The sequence below is a fragment of the Streptomyces poonensis genome (assembly GCF_014650915.1).
Taxonomy (GTDB): domain Bacteria; phylum Actinomycetota; class Actinomycetes; order Streptomycetales; family Streptomycetaceae; genus Streptomyces; species Streptomyces poonensis.
This window is the reverse complement of sequence record NZ_BMVW01000006.1, coordinates 29192-47561: the sequence shown is the minus strand read 5'-3', so window position 1 is coordinate 47561 and position 18370 is coordinate 29192. Positions and strand designations below refer to the sequence as shown.

Genomic DNA, 18370 nt, shown 5'->3' with positions numbered 1-18370 from the left:
GATCGCTCAGCTCCCCTCGCTCCTCAGCTCTCCTTGCGGAGCCCTCCGAAGACCAGCCGGACGACGGCGTCGGCGACCTCGCGCTCACCCATGCCGCGCCCGTCCGGCCGGTACCACTCCACGATCGAGTTGATCATTCCGAAGACCAGCCGGGTCGCGAGCCGTACCTCCACGTCCGCGCGGACGTCACCGTCGGCCGCCGCGGCCTTCAGCAGCTCGGCGACCCGGTGGTCGAAGTCGCGCCGCCGCTCCAGCGCCCAGCGCTCGGTGCCGGTGTTGCCGCGCACCCGCAGCAGCAGCGTCACATAGGGCAGTTCGGCGGTGAGCACCTCGACCATGCGGCGCACCACGTACTCCAGGCGCTCCACGGCACGCCCCACGCGCGCGGGTTCCTCGTCGAGGATGCCGAAGAGCCCGTCGAGCGCTCTGCTGACGGCGCGGCGCAGCAGTTCCTCCTTGCCCGCGACATGGTGGTAGATCGACGACTTGGAGATGCCGGCCGCCTTGGAGAGGTGCTCCATCGACGTGCCGTCGTAGCCGCGCTCGTTGAAGACCTGGACGGCGACGGAGAGCAACGTCTCCGGGGTGTACGTGTCGCGCTTGGCGGTGGTCATGAGGTGCCCTCCCGCTTGTCGGAGGCGTGCGCGTGGCGGTAGAGCGCGAGGGACGGCGCGTAGCGCCCGGACGGGTCGCGCAGGTGCAGTTCGTCGAGGAGGTCGTACGCCCAGTCCCGGCCGAGCCTGCGGCTCCATTCGATCGGGCCCAGGGGGTAGTTGACCCCCAGACGCATGGCCGTGTCGATGTCCTCCTCGGTGGCCACGCCCTTGGCCACGGCGTCGTGCGCGAGGTCGACGATCCGGGCGACCGTGCGCGCCACGATCATGCCGGGCACGTCACCGATGACGCTGACCTTCTTGCCGAGCGCCTGGAACAGCCCGGTCGCCTCGGAGAGGGTCTGCGGGGAGGTGTCCTGCGAGGCGGCCAGGGCGATGCGGGTGGCCTTGCGGTAGTCGAGCGCCAGGTCGAAGTAGACGACGTCCCGGAACTCCACGGAGGTCTGCCCGTCGGCGAGGACCAGCTGGCCGCCGCTCGGCAGCACGAAGCGGGTGCCGTGGTCCTCGTCCTCCGCACGGACGGGGATGCCCGCCTCGCGGACCAGCGCGAGCAGCTCGGAGGCGGGGCCCAGGTCGCCCTCGGCGACGACGTAAGCGGGCGGCCGGGCCTCCTCCGCGCTGTGCGGCTCGGGGCGCTCGGCGCCGTCCGCGTGGTCGTACCAGCCGTGCCCGGTCTTGCGGCCGTGGCGGCCCGACTCGACGAGCCGCCGCTGGGCCAGCGAGGGCGTGAAGCGCACGTCCTGGAAGAAGGCCTCCCACACGGAGCGGGTGACCGACTCGTTGACGTCCTGCCCGATGAGGTCGGTCAGTTCGAAGGCGCCCATCTTGAAGCCGCCGGACTCGCGCAGCACCGCGTCGATGGTGGCGGGGTCGGCGGCCTGGGCCTCGTACACCGCGAACGCCTCGGCGTAGAAGGGCCGTGCGATGCGGTTGACGATGAAGCCCGGGGTGTCCGCGCAGGCCACCGGGGCCTTGCCCCAGGAACGGGCCGTCTCGTACGCGCGCGTGGCCGACGTGACGTCCGTCGCGAACCCGGAGACCACCTCGACGAGCGGCAGCAGCGGTGCCGGGTTGAAGAAGTGGAGTCCGACGAACCGGCCCGGGTGGCGCAGCGCGCCGCCGATGGCCGTGACGGACAGGGACGAGGTGTTGGTGGCGAGCAGGCAGTCCTCGGCGACGACGTCCTCCAGCGCGCGGAAGAGCTCCTGCTTCACGTCGAGGCGTTCGAGCACCGCCTCCACGACGAGGCCGCAGTCCGCGAGCTCGGCGAGGCCGTCGGCGGGCCGCAGCCCGGCCCGTGCCGCGTCCCGGTCGGCGCCGGTGAGCCGCCCCTTCTCGACGAGCCGGTCGAGGCGGGCGCCGATCGCGTCCGCCGCCTCGCGGGCGCGACCGGGCACGGCGTCGTACAGGCGTACGGGGTGGCCCGCGACCAGCGCGACCTGGGCGATGCCCTGGCCCATGGTGCCGGTGCCGACGACGGCCACGGGGCTGCTGAGGTCGAGTCCTGTCATGTGCGCGATCCTCCCGCACGACATTGTCCGCAGATACGGCGGACCCCCTTGTACCGACCGATCGTTCGGTTACTCTAACTCTGTCGTCCGTTCCCGTCCTGGTTTCCGCCCAGGTCATGAGCTCGACGAGGAGCTCTTGAAACGAGGAGTTGGTCCCGCATGGCCACCGAACTCACCGACCACGAACTGATCGCCAAGCATCGGCCCACCCTCGACCAGGCGCTGGAAGCGATCCGCACGCGCGCGTACTGGTCACCGCACCCCGAGCACCCCAAGGCGTACGGCGAGAACGGCAGCCTGAGCCTCGCGGAGGGCAAGACCGCCTTCGACGCCCTCCTGGGCACCCGCCTCGACCTCGGCCAGCCGGGCACGGACGACTGGGTCGGCGGCGAGGTCTCGCCGTACGGCGTCGAGCTCGGCGTCACGTACCCGCACGCCGACGTGGACGTGCTGCTGCCCGCCATGCGCGCGGGCCAGGGCGCGTGGCGCGACGCGGGCCCGGAGCTGCGCGCCGCGGTCTGCCTGGAGATCCTCCAGCGGATCAGCGACCGTACGCACGAGATCGCGCACGCGGTCATGCACACCAGCGGTCAGGCGTATCTGATGGCGTTCCAGGCGGGCGGCCCGCACGCACAGGACCGCGGCCTGGAGGCGGTCGCGTACGCCTGCTTCGAGCAGCTGCGCACCCCCGCCGCCGCGGAGTGGACCAAGCCGCAGGGCAAGCGCGACCCGCTCGTACTGGCCAAGGAGTTCACGCCCGTCCCGCGCGGTGTCGCCCTGCTCATCGGCTGCAACACCTTCCCGACGTGGAACGGCTACCCGGGCCTGTTCGCGTCCCTGGCCACCGGGAACGCGGTACTGGTGAAGCCCCACCCGCGCGCGGTGCTGCCGCTCGCGCTCACCGTGCGGATCGCGCGCGAGGTGCTGGCCGAGGCGGGCTTCGACCCGAACCTGGTGGCGCTGGCCGCCGAGCGGCCCGGCGAGGGCATCGCCAAGACGCTCGCCGTCCGCCCGGAGATCCGGATCATCGACTACACGGGCTCGACCGCCTTCGGCGACTGGCTGGAGTCCCACGCCCGCCAGGCGCAGGTCTACACGGAGAAGGCCGGCGTCAACACGGTCCTCATCGAGTCGACGGACGACTACAAGGGCATGCTCTCGAACCTGGCCTTCTCGCTGTCCCTCTACAGCGGCCAGATGTGCACCACCCCGCAGAACCTGCTCATCCCCCGCACGGGGATCATCACGGACGAGGGCCCCAAGTCCTACGACGAGGTCGTCGCCGGCCTCGCGCGGTCGGTGGACGGCCTGCTCGGGGACGACGCGCGCGCGAACGCCCTGCTCGGCGCGATCGTGAACCCGGACGTGAAGGCGCGTCTGGAGGCGGCCGCGGCGCTCGGCGAGGTCGCCCTGCCCTCCCGTGAGATCACCAACCCGGAGTTCCCGGACGCGGTCGTGCGCACCCCGGTGATCGTCAAGTTGGACGGCGCCAAGCCGGACTCCGAGGCGGCGTACATGAGCGAGTGCTTCGGCCCGGTCTCCTTCGCCGTCGCCGTGGACTCGGCGGCCGACGCGGTCGAGCTGCTGCGGCGCACGATCCGCGAGAAGGGCGCGATGACGGTCGCCGCGTACACCACCTCGGAGGCCGTCGAGCAGGACGTCCAGGAGGTGTGCCTGGAGGAGGCCGCCCAACTCTCGCTGAACCTCACGGGCGGGGTGTACGTGAACCAGACGGCCGCGTTCTCGGACTTCCACGGCTCGGGCGGCAACCCGGCGGCCAACGCGGCGCTGTGCGACGGCGCCTTCGTGGCGAACCGCTTCCGGGTGGTGGAGGTGCGCCGGCAGGCCTAGGCCCGGTCGTCCACGGCGAGCGGTGCGCCCCCGCCGGCGCTCCAGTGGAACAGCGTCATGGCCACGCTGGTCGCGAGGTTGTAGCTGGAGACCTGGGGGCGCATCGGCAGCGACACCAGGTGGTCGGTGCGCTCCCGCAGCTCCGCGGACAGCCCGCTGCGCTCGGAGCCGAAGGCGAGCACGGCGTCGTCCGGGAGCTTCACCCCACGGATGTCGTCGCCCTCCGGGTCCAGCGCGAACACCGGGCCCGGCGGCAGCTCGTCCACGCCCAGCCGCTCCACGGTGGTCGCGAAGTGCAGGCCCGCCCCGCCGCGGACGACCGTGGGGTGCCAGGGGTCGAGCGTCCCCGTGGTGACCACCCCGGTCGCGCCGAAGCCGGCCGCGAGCCGGATCACGGCTCCGGCGTTGCCGAGGTTGCGCGGGTTGTCGAGGACGACCACGGGAGCGGCGCGGGGCGTGCGGGACAGTGCCCGCAGACCGGCCTCCCGCGAGGGGCGCACCGCCAGCGCGGCCACCGCGGTGGGGTGCGGGCGCGGCACCAAGGTGACGTACGTGGTCTCCGGGACCTCCGTCAGCAGCACGTCGAGCGTGTCCCGTACGTCCGGGGCCAGCTCGTCGGCGAGGGCGAGTGCCGCCTGCCGGTCGGTCGTGACGGCCAGCGGCACCTCGGCGCCGAAGCGCACCGCGTGCTTGAGGGCGTGGAAGCCGTCGAGCAGGACGGAGGAGTCGGCGAGCCGCCGCCAGTCACGTACCGGATCGTTCATGCGTGAAGCCTACGGGTGCGTGCTCCGCGTCCCCCGGGGCGGCGGACTGCCGCCCGCGCGGCACGGGAAGCGTGCGGTCCTTCCGGGGGCGGCGCCGGTGAAGCCCGTCCCGCGCGCGTGCCGCCTGTCCGCCCATCCACCGGAGGAAGGACGTCGGCAGGAACACCGCGTCGGCGGCAATCATCGCGAGCGAGAAGAACGGCAGGCCCAGCACGACGGCGATCACGGCGTGCTCGGTGATCATCAGCGCCAGGAGGACGTTCTTGACGCGCCGGTTGAAGAGCGCGAACGGGAAGGCGACCTGCACGAGGACCGTCCCGTACGTCACCAGCATCACCAGCATGCCGTTCGCCGACAGCAGGTCGGACAGGGCCGGCCAGGGCGAGAAGTAGTCGAGGTGAAGCGGGTAGTGCACCGCGGTGCCGTCCTGCCAGCGCGAACCCTGGATCTTGTACCAGCCGGCCGTGGCGTAGATCAGACAGGCCTCGGCCATGATCACGAGAAGTGCCGCGTTGTGCACGAGGTTGGCGATCAGATCGAGGAGGACGCGGGGCTCGGCGCCGCGCGCACGGTGCCCGACGAGCCACCACAGGCCCTGCACCGCCCACAGCCCCCAGAAGAACACCGTCCAGTCGCCGTCCAGCCGGCCCGCGAGCGACGCGAGCAGCAGCGCGAAGCCGAGCACCGACCACAGAACGGGCCCCACCCTGTCCGTCGGGGACCGCTCCCCACGCGCGCGTGCCGCATGCGCGAGCCGTGCCCGGCGCGCGTCCAGGGACCACACCTGACCGCAGCGCGTGAACACGAGGTAGATCGCCATGAGGTGGATGACGTTGTCGCCGCCGTCGCCCATGAAGACGCTGCGGTTCTGCAACGAGAGGACACCGACCATGAAGAGCACGCTCGTGGTGCGGGTGCGCCAGCCCAGCAGGAACAGCGCGGCGGACAGCACGGCCAGACCGTAGACGGCCTCCAGCCAGATCCGGCTGTCGGACCACATCAACGCCGTGAAGGCGCCGTTGCCCGCCACGAGCTGCTGGGCGAGGTCCCAGCTCCAGGGCCCGTCGGGCCCGTACATCTCCTGCCGGTGCGGAAACTCGCGGAGCAGGAACAGCAGCCAGGTCGCGGCGAAGCCGACGCGGACGACAGCCGTCTGGTACGGCCCCAGCGCGCGGTCCGTGACCCGGGCGATACCGCGGCCGATCGCGGCGGCGAACCGACTCATCACACGCCCGCCCCCGTCCGGTCCCGTTCGGTCACCTTCCACCAGGGAAGTTCACGGACGACGGACTTGTCGGACACCTGCTCCTCGCTCCACTCCGGCGGCTGCACATTGGTGGTACGGGAGCGGACCTGGACGCGTTCGACGGCTCCGCCCGGCCCCGCGGCGTCCTCCCTTTCGAGGCGCATGACGACGATGCGGCGCAGATACCGCTCGGACAGATCCCCGCGCCGGCCGGTCGGGCGGTCGTCTCCGTCGTGCGAGGTCACGTAGAAGTCCCAGGCGCGGCGCAGCGCGTTCTGCTGGGTGTGGCTCGGCAGCAGGTTGCCGTCGATGGCCTCGCCGTCCAGCGCGGACAGGTCGTACCAGCCGGTCGTGTGGTTGCCGCCGTCCGCGGTGCGGATCTCGGCGCGCACCTGCACCGCGACGTTCTGCTGCAGCGGGTTCGGCGCGAACAGCTTCCAGTTCTGCTCGAACTCCGGGTAGATCCAGCCGTCGATCGCCTCACCGTGCTGCTTGGTGACCGTGTTCGCGGGCGCGACGTGCAGGAAGACCATCGCGAGGTGCACACAGGCGATCACCCCCACGACCGCCAGCGCGAGCGCGACGAAAACCTGGGCGGGGAGACGGAGCGCGGCGATACCGGCACGCTCTCCGGGCGCGGTCGGGATTCTCAACCCGTCCGGGGCATCACGCCCGTACGGGATGTTCGGTCCCTGTGAGGCGTCCGGCCCGTGCGAGGCGTCCGAGCCCTCGTCGTACGCGTCCATCCGCCCCGACTCCCGATTCCGATGTCCGACGCCCTGCCCGCTCCGCCGCGCAGCGCCCGACCCCACGGCCGTGGACCGCCGCGCCACGGTGTTCGACACCGAACGGTACTCAGGCGTGCCAGCCCGCCGCAGCCTCTGCGGGCACGGCGGTCGTATCAACACACCGCACACACCGGCGCCACGAGTTGTCCACAGCGGTTGACACCTTACGGGGCCCCGGCTCACCATTGACTCGGCACGAACCGAACGATCGGTCGGGAGCGAGAGGTCGAGGGGGACCGATGGCGACAGCAGCGCACCGAGCGGCCCGGACGCACACGGATACGGACGGGCCGGCGGGCGACACCGCGCTCACCACGGCGTACCAGGTGGCCTTCGACGCCGCCGTCGCGGCCGACGAGCGCATAGAACCGCGCGACTGGATGCCCGACGCCTACCGCTCGACACTCGTCCGGCAGATCGCTCAGCACGCGCACTCCGAGATCATCGGCATGCAGCCGGAGGCCAACTGGATCACGCGCGCACCGTCCCTGCGCCGCAAGGCCATCCTGATGGCGAAGGTCCAGGACGAGGCGGGCCACGGCCTGTACCTGTACAGCGCGGCCGAGACCCTGGGCACCGGCCGCGACGAGCTCCTCGACAAGCTGCACAGCGGCCGCCAGAAGTACTCCTCGATCTTCAACTACCCCACGCTGACCTGGGCGGACGTCGGCGCGATCGGCTGGCTGGTGGACGGCGCCGCGATCACCAACCAGGTCCCGCTCTGCCGCTGCTCGTACGGGCCGTACGCCCGCGCGATGGTCCGCATCTGCAAGGAGGAGTCCTTCCACCAGCGCCAGGGGTACGAGCTGCTCCTCGCCCTCAGCCGCGGCACCCCCGAGCAGCACGAGATGGCGCAGGACGCGGTGAACCGCTGGTGGTGGCCGTCCCTGATGATGTTCGGCCCGCCCGACGACGAGTCGCAGCACTCCACGCAGTCGATGGCCTGGAAGATCAAGCGCCACTCGAACGACGAGCTGCGCCAGCGTTTCGTGGACATCTGCGTCCCCCAGGCCGAGTCGCTCGGCCTCACGCTCCCCGACCCGGAGCTGAGGTGGAACGAGGAGCGGGGCCACCACGACTTCGGCCCGATCGACTGGGCGGAGTTCCGGCAGGTCCTCAAGGGCAACGGCCCGTGCAACGAGCAGCGGATCGACCAGCGCAGGCGGGCCCACGAGGAGGGCGCCTGGGTACGGGAGGCGGCCGCGGCGTACGCGGCCAAGCACACCACTGAGGCGGACAGCGAGGCAGGAGCGGAGCGAGCATGACGAACACCGACTGGCCCTTGTGGGAGGTCTTCGTGCGCTCCCGGCGCGGCCTCTCCCACACCCACGCCGGCAGCCTGCACGCCCCGGACGCCGAGCTGGCCCTGCGCAACGCACGCGATCTCTACACCCGGCGCGGCGAGGGGGTCTCCCTGTGGGTCGTCCCCTCCGCCGCCATCACGGCGTCCTCGCCCGACGAGAAGGACCCGTTCTTCGAGCCGGCCGCCGACAAGCCGTACCGGCACCCGACCTTCTACGAGATCCCGGAAGGGGTGCAGCACCTGTGACCGCGCCCACCGCCTCCACCGCCCCGGTCGCCGCCCTCGCCCTCGGCGACGACGCCCTGGTGCTCTCCCACCGCCTGGGGGAGTGGGCGGGGCACGCCCCCGTCCTCGAGGAGGAGGTCGCCCTCGCCAACATCGCCCTGGATCTGCTGGGCCAGGCCAGGCTGCTGCTGTCGATGGCCGGTGACGAGGACGAGCTGGCGTATCTGCGCGAGGAGCGCGCCTTCCGCAACGTCCAGCTCGTGGAGCAGCCGAACGGCGACTTCGCGCACACCATCGCCCGCCAGCTGTACTTCTCCACGTACCAGAGGCTGCTGTACGGGCAGCTCGCGGCCGGGGACACCGAGTTCGCCGGGCTGGCCGCGAAGGCCGTCAAGGAGGTCGCGTACCACCAGGACCACGCCGAGCAGTGGACGCTGCGTCTCGGCGACGGCACGGCCGACAGCCATGAGCGGATGCAGCGCGCGTGCACGGCGCTGTGGCGGTTCACCGGAGAGATGTTCCAGCCGGTGGAGGGTCTGGACGGGGTCGACTGGGAGGGGCTGCGGGCCGTCTGGCGCAAGTCCGTGGAAGGCGTGCTCGGACGGGCCACCCTGACGGTCCCCGAAGGTCCTCAGTCCGGGGCGTGGACGGCGGGCGCCGGACGCCAGGGCCTGCACACCGAGCCCTTCGGGCGGATGCTCGCCGAGATGCAGCATCTGCACCGCAGCCATCCGGGAGCGTCATGGTGACGGCCACCACGCCCTTGGAGGCCGAGCTGCTGCGGATCGCGGGTTCGGTGCCCGATCCCGAACTGCCCGTACTCACTCTGGAGGAACTGGGCGTGGTGCGCGCGGTGCACCTGCGCGGCACGGATGCGGTCGAGGTCGAGCTGACCCCCACGTACACCGGCTGTCCGGCGATAGAGGCGATGTCCCTGGACATAGAGCGGGCACTGCGCGAGCGCGGCCTGCGGGAGGTCACCGTCCGCACGGTTCTCACGCCCGCCTGGTCGACGGACGACATCACGGACGAAGGGCGGCGCAAGCTCCAGGCGTTCGGCATCGCCCCGCCCCGTGCGGGGCGGGCGTCCGGGCCGGTCCCGGTGGCGCTGGGGCCGACGCGCACGCGCATCGCGCGGGCCGGGGAGACCGAGCAGGCCGCGGCCACCAGTTCCGTCCACTGCCCGCACTGCGGGTCGGCCGACACCGAGCTGCTCAGCCGTTTCTCGTCCACCGTGTGCAAGGCGCTGCGCCGCTGCCTGTCCTGCCGTGAACCGTTCGACCACTTCAAGGAGTTGTGATGGCCCGCTTCCACACGCTCCGGGTGGCCGCGGTCGACCCGCTGACCGACGACTCCGTGGCGCTCACCCTCGCCGTTCCGCCCGGACTGCGCGAGGAGTACCGGCACGCGCCCGGCCAGCACCTGGCCCTGCGCCGGATGCTCGACGGCGCCGAGATCCGCCGCACGTACTCGATCTGCTCCGCGGCTCCGGCCCCCGGCGCCGCCGGCCCGCCGACGCTCAGAGTCGGGGTGCGGCTGGTCGAGGGCGGGGCGTTCTCCACGTACGCGCTGAAGGAGATCACCGTCGGCGACGAGGTGGAGGTGATGACGCCCGCGGGGCGCTTCACCCTGGAGCCCGCTCCCGGCCGGTACGCGGCGGTGGTGGGCGGCAGCGGGATCACCCCCGTGCTGTCGATCGTCACCACGCTGCTCGAGCGCGAGCCGGAGGCCCGGTTCTGTCTGATACGCAGCGACCGTACGGCGGCGTCGACGATGTTCCTGGAGGAGGTCGCCGACCTCAAGGACCGTTTCCCGGAGCGGCTGCAGCTGGTCACGGTGCTCTCCCGGGAGGAGCAGCAGGCGGGCCTGCCGTCCGGGCGGCTCGACCGGGAACGGCTCGCCGGACTGCTTCCGGCGCTGCTGCCCGTGGACGGGGTGGCGGGGTGGTTCCTGTGCGGGCCGTACGGGCTGGTGCAGGGGGCGGAGCGGGCGCTGCGCGGCCTCGGGGTGCCCCGGTCCCGGATCCACGAGGAGATCTTCCACGTGGACTCCGGCACCTCGTCGGCTCCGGCCACGACCACCGCCCCGGCCGCTCCCGCGCACAGCACGGTCACCGTCCGTCTCGACGGCCGCGGTGGTGCCTGGCCGGTGCGTGAGGGCGAGTCCCTCCTGGACACCGTGCTGCGCAACCGCCCCGACGCGCCCTACGCCTGCAAGGGCGGAGTGTGCGGGACCTGCCGGGCCTTCCTTGTGTCGGGCGAGGTACGGATGGGCCGGAACTACGCGCTGGAGCCGGAGGAGACCACGGCGGGTTACGTACTGGCCTGCCAGTCGCACCCGGCGACGGAGGAGGTGGAGCTGGACTTCGACCGGTGAGTCCCGGGGTGAGCCGGAGCGGAACAGAAAGGGCGGCACGCCCCCGAGGTCGCCCCCGAGGTCACAGCACGAAGCCCGGCTGTCCCTCGTCGTCCACGACCGGGCGCCCGCCGGCCGCCCAGGCCTGCATGCCGCCGTCGACGTTCACGGCGTCGATGCCCTGCTGGGCGAGGTACATCGTGACCTGGGCCGACCGTCCGCCGCTGCGGCAGATCACATGGACACGCCCGTCCCGCGGCGCCGCCTCGGTGAACTCGCCGTACCGGGCCACGAACTCGCTGATGGGGATGTGCAGCGCCCCCTCGGCGTGGCCCGCCTGCCACTCGTCCTGCTCGCGGACGTCCAGCAGGAAGTCGTCGTCCTTGAGGTCCGCGACCTCCACCGTGGGCACAGCAGCTCCGAAATGCATGCGTACGACGCTACCCGACCACCGGGAACACGCGGCGCACCGACCGTGGCAGCGACGGACCGCCCCCGCGCACCCCGATGGACCGTCAACGCGGCGGCGCGGCCGGCGGCTACCCCTCGGCCAGCAGCCGCGCCAGTTCCGCCTCACGCTCGGCGACCTGGGCGAGGAGTTGCTCGGCGATCTCGTCGAGGAGACGATCGGGGTCGTCCGGGGCCAGGCGGAGCATCGCGCCGATGGCCCCCTCCTCCAGCTCCCGGGCGACCAGGGTGAGCAATTCCTTGCGCTGGGAAAGCCATTCGAGGCGGGCGTAGAGCTCCTCGCTGGGGCTGGGGCTGCGTTCGGCGGGCAGCGGACCGGCGTCCCACTCCGCGGACAGCTCCCGCAGCAGCGCCTCGTCACCCCGTCCGTAGGCGGCGTTGACCCGGGCGATGAACTCGTCGCGCCGCTTGCGCTCGTCCTCGTCCTGCGCCAGGTCCGGGTGGGCCCTGCGGGCCAGTTCCCGGTAGAGCCTGCGGGCCTCCTCGCTCGGGCGCACCCGCTCCGGGGGCCGTACGGGCTGCTCGGTGAGCATGGCCGCGGCCTCGGGGAACAGCCCTTCCGAGCCCATCCAGCCGTGGAACAGCTCCTCCACTCCCGGCATGGGCATGACCCGCGCCCGGGCCTCGTGAGCGGCGCGTATGTCCTCCGGAGCCCCGGTGCGCGCGGCCTTCGCCTCGGCGATCTGCGCGTCCAGCTCGTCGAGCCGGGCGTACATCGGACCGAGCTTCTGGTGGTGCAGCCGCGAGAAGTTCTCCACCTCGACGCGGAAGGTCTCCACGGCGATCTCGAACTCGATCAGCGCCTGTTCGGCCGCCCGCACGGCCTGCTCCAGCCGCGCCTCGGGCCGCTCGCCCTCGTTGTCACCGGTGCGCTCCTGCTCCCGCGGCCCGTCGGCAGGTGCGCCGGTGTCGGCATCGGACGCGGGCGTGGAGGAGGGTACGGAGGATGCGGAGGGGGACACGGACGCGGGCTGCGCCTGGTGCTGGGACTGATCGGCTTCCGGGCTCGTCACGCGACCAGCGTAGGCCACACCCGTCCGACCGGCCCGCTCCCTCAGACTCCCGGCTCCGCCGCCACCCGGCCCTCCCTGATCGCGGTCACGAGGTCGGCGTGGTCCGCCTCCGTACGGTCGGCGTAGCGGACCGCGAACGACGCGATCGCCTCGTCCAGCTCCTCGTTCTTGCCGCAGTAGCCCGTGACGAGGCGGGGGTCGGCGCTGTGGGCGTGGGCACGGGCCAGCAGGGCGCCGGTCATCCGCGCGTAGTCGTCGATCTGGTCGGCGGCGAGTGCCACCGGGTCGACACTGCCCTTCCGGTTGCGGAACTGCCGTACCTGGAAGGGCCGCCCGTCGAGCGAGGTCCAGCCGAGGAGGGTGTCGCTGACGACCTGCATCCGCTTCTGCCCGAACACCACCCGCCGGCCCTCGTGCGACACCGCGGGCACGTCGAAGCCGGCCTCCGCGAGATGCGGGATCAGCGCCGACGGACGGGCCTCCTTGACCTGGAGGACGAGCGGCTCGCCCCGGTGGTCCAGCAGCAGGACGACGTACGAGCGCGTGCCCACGCTGCCCGTGCCGACCACCCGGAACGCGACGTCGTGCACCGCGTAGCGGGCGAGGAGGGGCAGGCGGTCCTCCGACAGGGTCCCCAGATAGTCCTCCAGGGAGAGCGCCACCGCAGCCGCCTCCGCGTCGGGCACCCGGCGCAGCACCGGGGGCGCGTCCACGAAGCGGCGGCTGCCGTCCTCCAACACCTCCGTCGACTTCGCCGCGAACCGCCCGCTCGTGTTGGCCCGGGCCTTCTCCGACACCCGCTGCAGCGTGCCGAGCAGGTCATGGGCGTCCGTGTGGGAGACCAGTTCCTCGTCCGCGATGGCGTTCCAGGCGTCGAGCGCCGGCAGCTTGGCGAGCAGGCGCATCGTGCGGCGATAGGCCCCCGCCGCGTCGTGCGCGGCCTCCCGGCACCGGTCCTCGTCCGCGCCCGCCTCACGCCCGGCCAGTACGAGGGAGGCGGCGAGTCGCTTGAGGTCCCACTCCCAGGGGCCGTGGACGGTCTCGTCGAAGTCGTTCAGGTCGATGACCAGTCCGCCGCGGGCGTCCCCGTACAGGCCAAAGTTCGCCGCGTGCGCGTCCCCGCATATCTGGGCGCCCACGCCCGTCAGGGGTGTCCGCGCGAGGTCGTACGCCATGAGGCCGGCCGAACCGCGCAGGAACGCGAAGGGCGTCGCGGCCATCCTGGCGACCCGTATCGGTGTGAGTCCGGGTATCCGGCCCTGGTTGGACTCCTCCACGGCGACCACCGCGTCCGGCCGGCCGGCGTCGAGCGTCAGCTCGGCGTGCGCCGCGCGCGGCACCCGCGTGCGCAGTGCCTTCCCCTCGTCCCTGGGCGAGCTCTGCGACGGCCACCGCGCGAACCCCCGCACCCGGGGCAACCGCGCGTGTTCGCCCGGTACCGCTCCGCCGGACACGGGTTCCGTGCCCACGACCGCCGTCCCCTCGTCCGTCGCCACAGCCCTGTCGGTCACGGCGACCGCCTCCCCCGCACACGAACATCGACTCAAGACGACCGTACAGGCGCTCGATGCAGAGCGTCAGGACCCTGTGGACAAGTCCACGACCTCGAAGGCACGCCCGCACGCCTGTGGAAAACTCCGTCACCCAGGCACCGCCCACGGCACGGCTCGAACGCTGCACGAACACCGGACGAACACCAGACAGGGAGGACCTCATGTCCGCCGCTCCGGCACTCCCCGGCGCTTCCCCCGGCGCTCTCGTCCGCCCGGCCGCCCCCGCGGACGTCGAGGCCATCGCGGAGATCAACGCGTACTACGTCACCGAGACGCTGGCCACGTTCGACGAGACGCCCCGGAGCACGGGCGAATGGCTACGGATCCTGGAGGACCGGCGCGCACGCGGGCTGCCCTTCCTGGTCGCCGACGTGGACGGTTCGGTGGCCGGCTACGCGTACGCCGGCCCTTGGCGCCCCAAGCCCGCCTACCGGCACACGGCCGAGGACACCATCTACCTCGCACCGGGGCACACCGGCCGGGGACTGGGCACCGCCCTGCTGAACGTCCTGCTGACGGAGTCCGCCGCGGCCGGGATCCACCGGATGATCGCGGTGATCGCCGACACGGGGGACGGCGGCTCGCTCGCCCTGCACCGCCGTTTCGGCTTCACCGAGGCGGGCCGCCTCACGGCCGTCGGCCACAAGCACGGCCAGTGGATCGACACGATCCTCATGCAACGTGCCCTCACCGACCACTGACCGAGCCGACGCCGAGCCGACCTGCGACCGTGAGATACCTCACTCTCAGCGACGGTGCGCCACACACATCGCACGACGCCTTCCCGGCAATGAAGAAGGGCCCCCACCGGACTTCCGTCCTGGTGGAGACCCTTCCGCTGTGCGCGAGGGGGGAGTTGAACCCCCACGCCCTTGCGGGCACTGGAACCTGAATCCAGCGCGTCTGCCTATTCCGCCACCCGCGCATTGGGTGTGTCCTCCGGCTCCCGTCCCTTTCGGTGCTGGCGCCTTCCGACATGCAGAAGATTAGCACGCCGGAGCGGGTGGGTTCACATCCCTTCTTCCCGCCCCCGGCCACGCCCCCACGGCCCCCGCCGGCGGCCTCCCGGGCACCGTTCCCGTGCGGCCCCGGGCGACGCGGTCGACCGAGCCGCCACACACGCCCCGCAACACGCCCCACACCCGGCCGCACGCCTCCGCCGCCCTCTCCCTTCTCCTCTCCTTTCCTCTCCCCTCTCCTCCGGCCTCTCCTCCAGCCCCTCCCCACGTATCAGCGAGTGCTGGTTCACGTATCAACCTCGTACCGGTCCCGGCCATCTCCCCAGGAGGCGGACGGGGTGCACAGTCAGGTGCGGGACACTGGTCTCGCGTCGCCTCTACGATCCTTGGCAGAAGCACCGCAGGAGAGACCGCGGAGCGCACCCAGAGCGCACTGCGGAGCAAGGCACGGAAGAGTTCGGAAGAGTTCGAAAGCGAGCTCCGAAGGGAATCCGGGAGGGGACTTCAGTGGGCGTCGACACCGGTCGACCGGGCCGACGGGGGGAACCAGCCGATTTCCCGGCGCGTGGATACGATCAGTAAGCAGTACGTACGCGGTACGCAGGACGACAACGACGGAGGAGGTGCCCCATGGGAGTCCTGAAGCGTTTCGAGCAGCGTCTCGAAGGTCTGGTCAACGGCACCTTCGCCAAGGTGTTCAAATCCGAGGTACAGCCCGTGGAGATCGCGGGAGCGCTCCAGCGGGAGTGCGACAACAACGCGACCATCTGGAACCGTGACCGGACCGTCGTACCCAATGACTTCATCGTGGAGCTGAGCGCGCCCGACTACGAGCGCCTCAGCCCCTACTCGGGGCAGCTCGGCGACGAGCTCGCCGGCATGGTGCGCGACTACGCCAAGCAGCAGCGCTACACCTTCATGGGTCCCATCAAGGTCCACCTGGAGAAGGCGGAGGACCTCGACACCGGTCTCTACCGGGTGCGCAGCCGTACGCTCGCCTCCTCCAGCAGCCAGCAGGCACCCGGGTCCGCCCCGGCCGGCCCGCCCGGCGGCCCTGCCGCCGGGCCCGTCCCCGGTGGCCACGGCGGCGGCTACGGCTACCCGCCGGCCGCCCCGCCCGCGGCCGCCCCGCCCATGCCGTCCGCGCCGCCGCCCGGCGCGCGCCCCGGCGGCTACGGCTACCCGCCGCAGCCCGTGGGCGGCCAGCGTCCCCCGGCGGCCCCGACGGCCGGCGGGCGCACGCGCTACTGGGTCGAGATCAACGGCACCCGCCATCAGATCTCCCGCCCGACGCTGGTGCTGGGCCGCAGCACCGACGCCGACGTGCGGATCGACGACCCCGGCGTCTCCCGCCGGCACTGTGAGATCCGGACCGGAACGCCCTCGACGATCCAGGATCTCGGGTCCACCAACGGCATCGTGGTGGACGGGCAGCACACCACCCGCGCTACGCTCCGCGACGGCTCGCGGATCGTCGTGGGCAGCACCACCATCATTTACCGGCAAGCCGAAGGGTGAAGCGGGGGCAATGTCAGAGCTGACCCTCACGGTCATGCGGCTGGGGTTCCTGGCCGTACTGTGGCTGTTCGTGATCGTGGCCGTGCAGGTCATCCGCAGCGATCTGTTCGGTACGCGCGTCACCCAGCGGGGTTCGCGCCGGGAAGCCCCCCGGCAGCAGGCGGCCGCCCGGCAGACGCCGCCGCCGCAGCGCCAGCAGAGCGCCGGCGGCCGTGGCCGCCGCGGCGCCCCCACCAAGCTGGTCGTCTCCGAGGGCACCCTCACGGGAACGACGGTCGCCCTGCAGGGCCAGACCATCACGCTGGGGCGCGCGCACGACAGCACCATCGTGCTGGACGACGACTATGCCTCCAGCAGGCATGCCAGGATCTACCCGGACCGTGACGGCCAGTGGATCGTCGAGGACCTGGGGTCCACCAACGGCACGTATCTCGACCGGACCCGCCTCACGACCCCCACACCGATTCCGCTGGGCGCGCCGATCCGCATCGGCAAGACCGTCATCGAGCTGCGGAAGTAGTGCTACATCATGAAAGAGCGCGAGCGGAGCGAGCACGCAGTGGTCCTCACCCCGGGCCCCGGCGCGCTCCCGACCGGAGGGTGGGCACCGTGCGGATGTACCCGGAGCCGACGGGCGAGGTGCGCATGAGTCTGTCACTGCGTTTCGCCGCCGGATCGCACAAGGGCATGATCCGGGAGGGCAACGAGGACTCCGGTTACGCCGGTCCGCGGCTGCTCGCCATCGCCGACGGCATGGGCGGCCAGGCGGCCGGCGAGGTCGCCTCCTCCGAGGTGATCTCCACGATCGTCGCGCTCGACGACGACGTGCCCGGCTCCGACATCCTCACCTCGCTGGGCGCCGCCGTACAGCGGGCCAACGACCAGCTGCGCTCGATGGTCGAGGAGGACCCCCAGCTGGAGGGCATGGGGACCACCCTCACCGCCCTGCTGTGGACCGGGCAGCGGCTCGGCCTCGTCCACGTCGGCGACTCGCGCGCGTACCTCCTGCGGGACGGCGTCCTCACCCAGATCACGCAGGACCACACCTGGGTGCAGCGGCTCGTCGACGAGGGGCGCATCACCGAGGAGGAGGCCACCACCCACCCGCAGCGCTCCCTGCTGATGCGCGCGCTGGGCAGTGGCGACCACGTCGAGCCCGACCTCTCCATCCGCGAGGTCCGCGCCGGCGACCGGTACCTGATCTGCTCCGACGGCCTGAGCGGCGTCGTGTCCCACCAGACGATGGAGGACACCCTCGCCAGCTACCAGGGCCCGCAGGAGACCGTGCAGAACCTGATCGAGCTGGCGCTGCGCGGCGGCGGCCCCGACAACATCACGGTCATCGTCGCCGACGTCCTCGACATCGACTCCGGGGACACCCTGGCGGGGCAGCTCTCCGACACCCCGGTCGTGGTGGGCGCGGTCGCCGAGAACCAGCACCAGCTGCACGACAACGGCGCCATGCAGACCCCGGCCGGCCGCGCCGCCGGCCTCGGCCGGCAGGGGCCCGGTCAGGGCGGCGGCGAGTTCGGCCCGCCCGGCTCCGGCGACACCACCGGCTACGTCCCCGCGGGCGACTTCGGCTCCTACTCGGACGACGACCTCACCAAGCCGCGCAAGCAGCGCAAGTGGCTGAAGAGATCCTTCTACACCGTGCTCGCCCTCGCCGTGATCGGCGGCGGCACGTACGGGGGCTACCGCTGGACGCAGACGCAGTACTACGTCGGCACCAACGACGACCACGTCGCGCTCTACCGGGGCATCAGCCAGGACCTGGCCTGGCTGTCGCTGTCCAAGGTGGAGAAGGACCACCCCGACATCGAACTCAAGTACCTGCCGCCGTACCAGCAGAAGCAGGTCGAGGCGACCATCGCCGAGGGCAGCCTCAAGGACGCCGAAGAGAAGATCGACGAACTGGCCACCCAGGCGTCCGCGTGCGAGAAGGACGCCGAGCGCCGCCAGGCCGAGAGCGAGCGCAACGCCAAGACCGGCGAGGGCGAGGCCGGCGGGGTCACGGGAACCACACGGTCCTCCCTCACGTCCAAGGCCACAGCGTCGCCGTCAGGGACACCGTCGGCGCCATCGCCGTCAGCGACGAGCACAGCCGATCCCAAGCCCACGCCCACACAAGGCCCCAGCCTCTCCGACGAAGAGCAGAAGCTGGTCTCGCTGTGCGGTAAGCAGTAGGCAAGCCGTGAGGGG

Annotated in this window: 18 protein-coding genes and 1 tRNA gene; 10 read left to right on the top strand and 9 right to left on the bottom strand. The window is 71.9% G+C overall.

The features are described 5' to 3' along the window. Nucleotides 1-23 precede the first annotated feature (23 nt). Entirely contained in the window at nt 24-614 is a 591-nt protein-coding gene (locus tag IE242_RS17110) for a TetR/AcrR family transcriptional regulator (protein WP_189860073.1), read from the bottom strand. Then, nucleotides 611-2125 carry a 3-hydroxyacyl-CoA dehydrogenase gene (locus IE242_RS17105; protein WP_189860071.1) on the bottom strand — a complete coding sequence of 505 codons (1515 nt, stop codon included), beginning with the start codon at nt 2123-2125 and terminating at the stop codon, nt 611-613. Before IE242_RS17105 ends, IE242_RS17110 begins: the two co-directional genes overlap by 4 nt. A 159-nt stretch (nt 2126-2284) precedes the next feature. Between IE242_RS17105 and paaN the strand changes: the two genes are divergently transcribed. Next, nucleotides 2285-3976 (top strand): phenylacetic acid degradation protein PaaN, encoded by a 1692-nt coding sequence (gene paaN, locus IE242_RS17100; RefSeq protein ID WP_189860069.1) that lies wholly within the window; start codon nt 2285-2287, stop codon nt 3974-3976. Here the strand turns inward: paaN and IE242_RS17095 are convergent. From IE242_RS17095 to IE242_RS17085, 3 genes are read right to left on the bottom strand one after another with little or no spacing between them, the layout of a single operon-like run. Then, nucleotides 3973-4740: a TrmH family RNA methyltransferase gene (locus tag IE242_RS17095; RefSeq protein ID WP_189860067.1), complete on the bottom strand. Its 768-nt coding sequence runs from the start codon at nt 4738-4740 to the stop codon at nt 3973-3975. The genes paaN and IE242_RS17095 overlap by 4 nt on opposite strands. Continuing rightward, nucleotides 4721-5965: an HTTM domain-containing protein gene (locus IE242_RS17090; protein WP_189860066.1), complete on the bottom strand. Its 1245-nt coding sequence runs from the start codon at nt 5963-5965 to the stop codon at nt 4721-4723. The genes IE242_RS17095 and IE242_RS17090 overlap by 20 nt, the downstream gene beginning before the upstream one ends. After that, entirely contained in the window at nt 5965-6732 is a 768-nt protein-coding gene (locus tag IE242_RS17085) for a DUF5819 family protein (RefSeq protein WP_189860064.1), read from the bottom strand. Before IE242_RS17085 ends, IE242_RS17090 begins: the two co-directional genes overlap by 1 nt. Nucleotides 6733-7013: 281 nt before the next feature. Here IE242_RS17085 and paaA point away from each other — a divergent pair, with 281 nt between their 5' ends. The 5 genes from paaA to IE242_RS17060 are packed head-to-tail and all read left to right on the top strand — an operon-like array spanning nt 7014 to nt 10678. Continuing rightward, entirely contained in the window at nt 7014-8039 is a 1026-nt protein-coding gene (paaA, locus tag IE242_RS17080; protein ID WP_189860062.1) for a 1,2-phenylacetyl-CoA epoxidase subunit PaaA, read from the top strand. Further along, nucleotides 8036-8323: a 1,2-phenylacetyl-CoA epoxidase subunit PaaB gene (gene paaB / locus IE242_RS17075; RefSeq protein WP_189860060.1), complete on the top strand. Its 288-nt coding sequence runs from the start codon at nt 8036-8038 to the stop codon at nt 8321-8323. The genes paaA and paaB overlap by 4 nt, the downstream gene beginning before the upstream one ends. Then, nucleotides 8320-9051 (top strand): 1,2-phenylacetyl-CoA epoxidase subunit PaaC, encoded by a 732-nt coding sequence (gene paaC, locus IE242_RS17070; protein WP_189860058.1) that lies wholly within the window; start codon nt 8320-8322, stop codon nt 9049-9051. The genes paaB and paaC overlap by 4 nt, the downstream gene beginning before the upstream one ends. After that, complete coding sequence (gene paaD, locus IE242_RS17065) at nt 9045-9602, top strand: 1,2-phenylacetyl-CoA epoxidase subunit PaaD (protein WP_189860056.1); 558 nt, start codon at nt 9045-9047, stop codon at nt 9600-9602. Before paaC ends, paaD begins: the two co-directional genes overlap by 7 nt. Then, nucleotides 9602-10678, top strand: a complete 1077-nt coding sequence (locus IE242_RS17060) for a 2Fe-2S iron-sulfur cluster-binding protein (RefSeq protein ID WP_189860054.1) — start codon at nt 9602-9604, stop codon at nt 10676-10678. The genes paaD and IE242_RS17060 overlap by 1 nt, the downstream gene beginning before the upstream one ends. A gap of 61 nt (nt 10679-10739) precedes the next feature. Here IE242_RS17060 and IE242_RS17055 read toward each other — a convergent pair whose 3' ends face one another. The 3 genes from IE242_RS17055 to IE242_RS17045 form a co-directional block, all read right to left on the bottom strand. Next, complete coding sequence (locus tag IE242_RS17055) at nt 10740-11069, bottom strand: rhodanese-like domain-containing protein (protein WP_189860610.1); 330 nt, start codon at nt 11067-11069, stop codon at nt 10740-10742. 127 nt (nt 11070-11196) lie between these two features. Then, nucleotides 11197-12138 (bottom strand): J domain-containing protein, encoded by a 942-nt coding sequence (locus IE242_RS17050; RefSeq protein ID WP_189860052.1) that lies wholly within the window; start codon nt 12136-12138, stop codon nt 11197-11199. A 41-nt stretch (nt 12139-12179) separates the two neighbouring features. Further along, on the bottom strand, nt 12180-13607 hold the full coding sequence (locus IE242_RS17045) for a DUF2252 domain-containing protein (protein WP_229859090.1): 1428 nt from the start codon (nt 13605-13607) through the stop codon (nt 12180-12182). 245 nt (nt 13608-13852) lie between these two features. Here IE242_RS17045 and IE242_RS17040 point away from each other — a divergent pair, with 245 nt between their 5' ends. After that, nucleotides 13853-14392: a GNAT family N-acetyltransferase gene (locus IE242_RS17040; RefSeq protein WP_189860048.1), complete on the top strand. Its 540-nt coding sequence runs from the start codon at nt 13853-13855 to the stop codon at nt 14390-14392. Between the two features lie 140 nt (nt 14393-14532). On the opposite strand, the gene IE242_RS17035 is transcribed toward IE242_RS17040, so the two are convergent. After that, a tRNA-Leu gene (locus tag IE242_RS17035) sits at nt 14533-14616 on the bottom strand. A gap of 664 nt (nt 14617-15280) precedes the next feature. Between IE242_RS17035 and IE242_RS17030 the strand changes: the two genes are divergently transcribed. The 3 genes from IE242_RS17030 to IE242_RS17020 all read left to right on the top strand — a co-directional run bounded on the left by IE242_RS17030 (nt 15281) and on the right by IE242_RS17020 (nt 18355). Further along, nucleotides 15281-16168 carry an FHA domain-containing protein gene (locus tag IE242_RS17030; RefSeq protein WP_189860046.1) on the top strand — a complete coding sequence of 296 codons (888 nt, stop codon included), beginning with the start codon at nt 15281-15283 and terminating at the stop codon, nt 16166-16168. A gap of 10 nt (nt 16169-16178) precedes the next feature. Then, entirely contained in the window at nt 16179-16688 is a 510-nt protein-coding gene (locus IE242_RS17025) for an FHA domain-containing protein FhaB/FipA (RefSeq protein ID WP_189860044.1), read from the top strand. 125 nt (nt 16689-16813) lie between these two features. Further along, nucleotides 16814-18355, top strand: coding sequence for a Stp1/IreP family PP2C-type Ser/Thr phosphatase (locus IE242_RS17020; RefSeq protein WP_229859025.1), 1542 nt, complete (start codon nt 16814-16816; stop codon nt 18353-18355). Nucleotides 18356-18370: the final 15 nt, after the last annotated feature.

Bases quoted from the DNA above. Each gene is read 5' to 3' on its own strand.
- paaN (WP_189860069.1), top strand. From the start codon at position 2,285: ATGGCCACCGAACTCACCGACCACGAACTGATCGCCAAGCATCGGCCC.
- IE242_RS17025 (WP_189860044.1), top strand. From the start codon at position 16,179: ATGTCAGAGCTGACCCTCACGGTCATGCGGCTGGGGTTCCTGGCCGTA.
- paaB (WP_189860060.1), top strand. From the start codon at position 8,036: ATGACGAACACCGACTGGCCCTTGTGGGAGGTCTTCGTGCGCTCCCGG.
- IE242_RS17090 (WP_189860066.1), bottom strand. From the start codon at position 5,965: ATGAGTCGGTTCGCCGCCGCGATCGGCCGCGGTATCGCCCGGGTCACG.
- IE242_RS17085 (WP_189860064.1), bottom strand. From the start codon at position 6,732: ATGGACGCGTACGACGAGGGCTCGGACGCCTCGCACGGGCCGGACGCC.
- IE242_RS17105 (WP_189860071.1), bottom strand. From the start codon at position 2,125: ATGACAGGACTCGACCTCAGCAGCCCCGTGGCCGTCGTCGGCACCGGC.
- paaD (WP_189860056.1), top strand. From the start codon at position 9,045: ATGGTGACGGCCACCACGCCCTTGGAGGCCGAGCTGCTGCGGATCGCG.
- IE242_RS17060 (WP_189860054.1), top strand. From the start codon at position 9,602: ATGGCCCGCTTCCACACGCTCCGGGTGGCCGCGGTCGACCCGCTGACC.
- IE242_RS17040 (WP_189860048.1), top strand. From the start codon at position 13,853: ATGTCCGCCGCTCCGGCACTCCCCGGCGCTTCCCCCGGCGCTCTCGTC.
- paaA (WP_189860062.1), top strand. From the start codon at position 7,014: ATGGCGACAGCAGCGCACCGAGCGGCCCGGACGCACACGGATACGGAC.
- IE242_RS17110 (WP_189860073.1), bottom strand. From the start codon at position 614: ATGACCACCGCCAAGCGCGACACGTACACCCCGGAGACGTTGCTCTCC.
- IE242_RS17095 (WP_189860067.1), bottom strand. From the start codon at position 4,740: ATGAACGATCCGGTACGTGACTGGCGGCGGCTCGCCGACTCCTCCGTC.
- IE242_RS17020 (WP_229859025.1), top strand. From the start codon at position 16,814: ATGAGTCTGTCACTGCGTTTCGCCGCCGGATCGCACAAGGGCATGATC.
- IE242_RS17030 (WP_189860046.1), top strand. From the start codon at position 15,281: ATGGGAGTCCTGAAGCGTTTCGAGCAGCGTCTCGAAGGTCTGGTCAAC.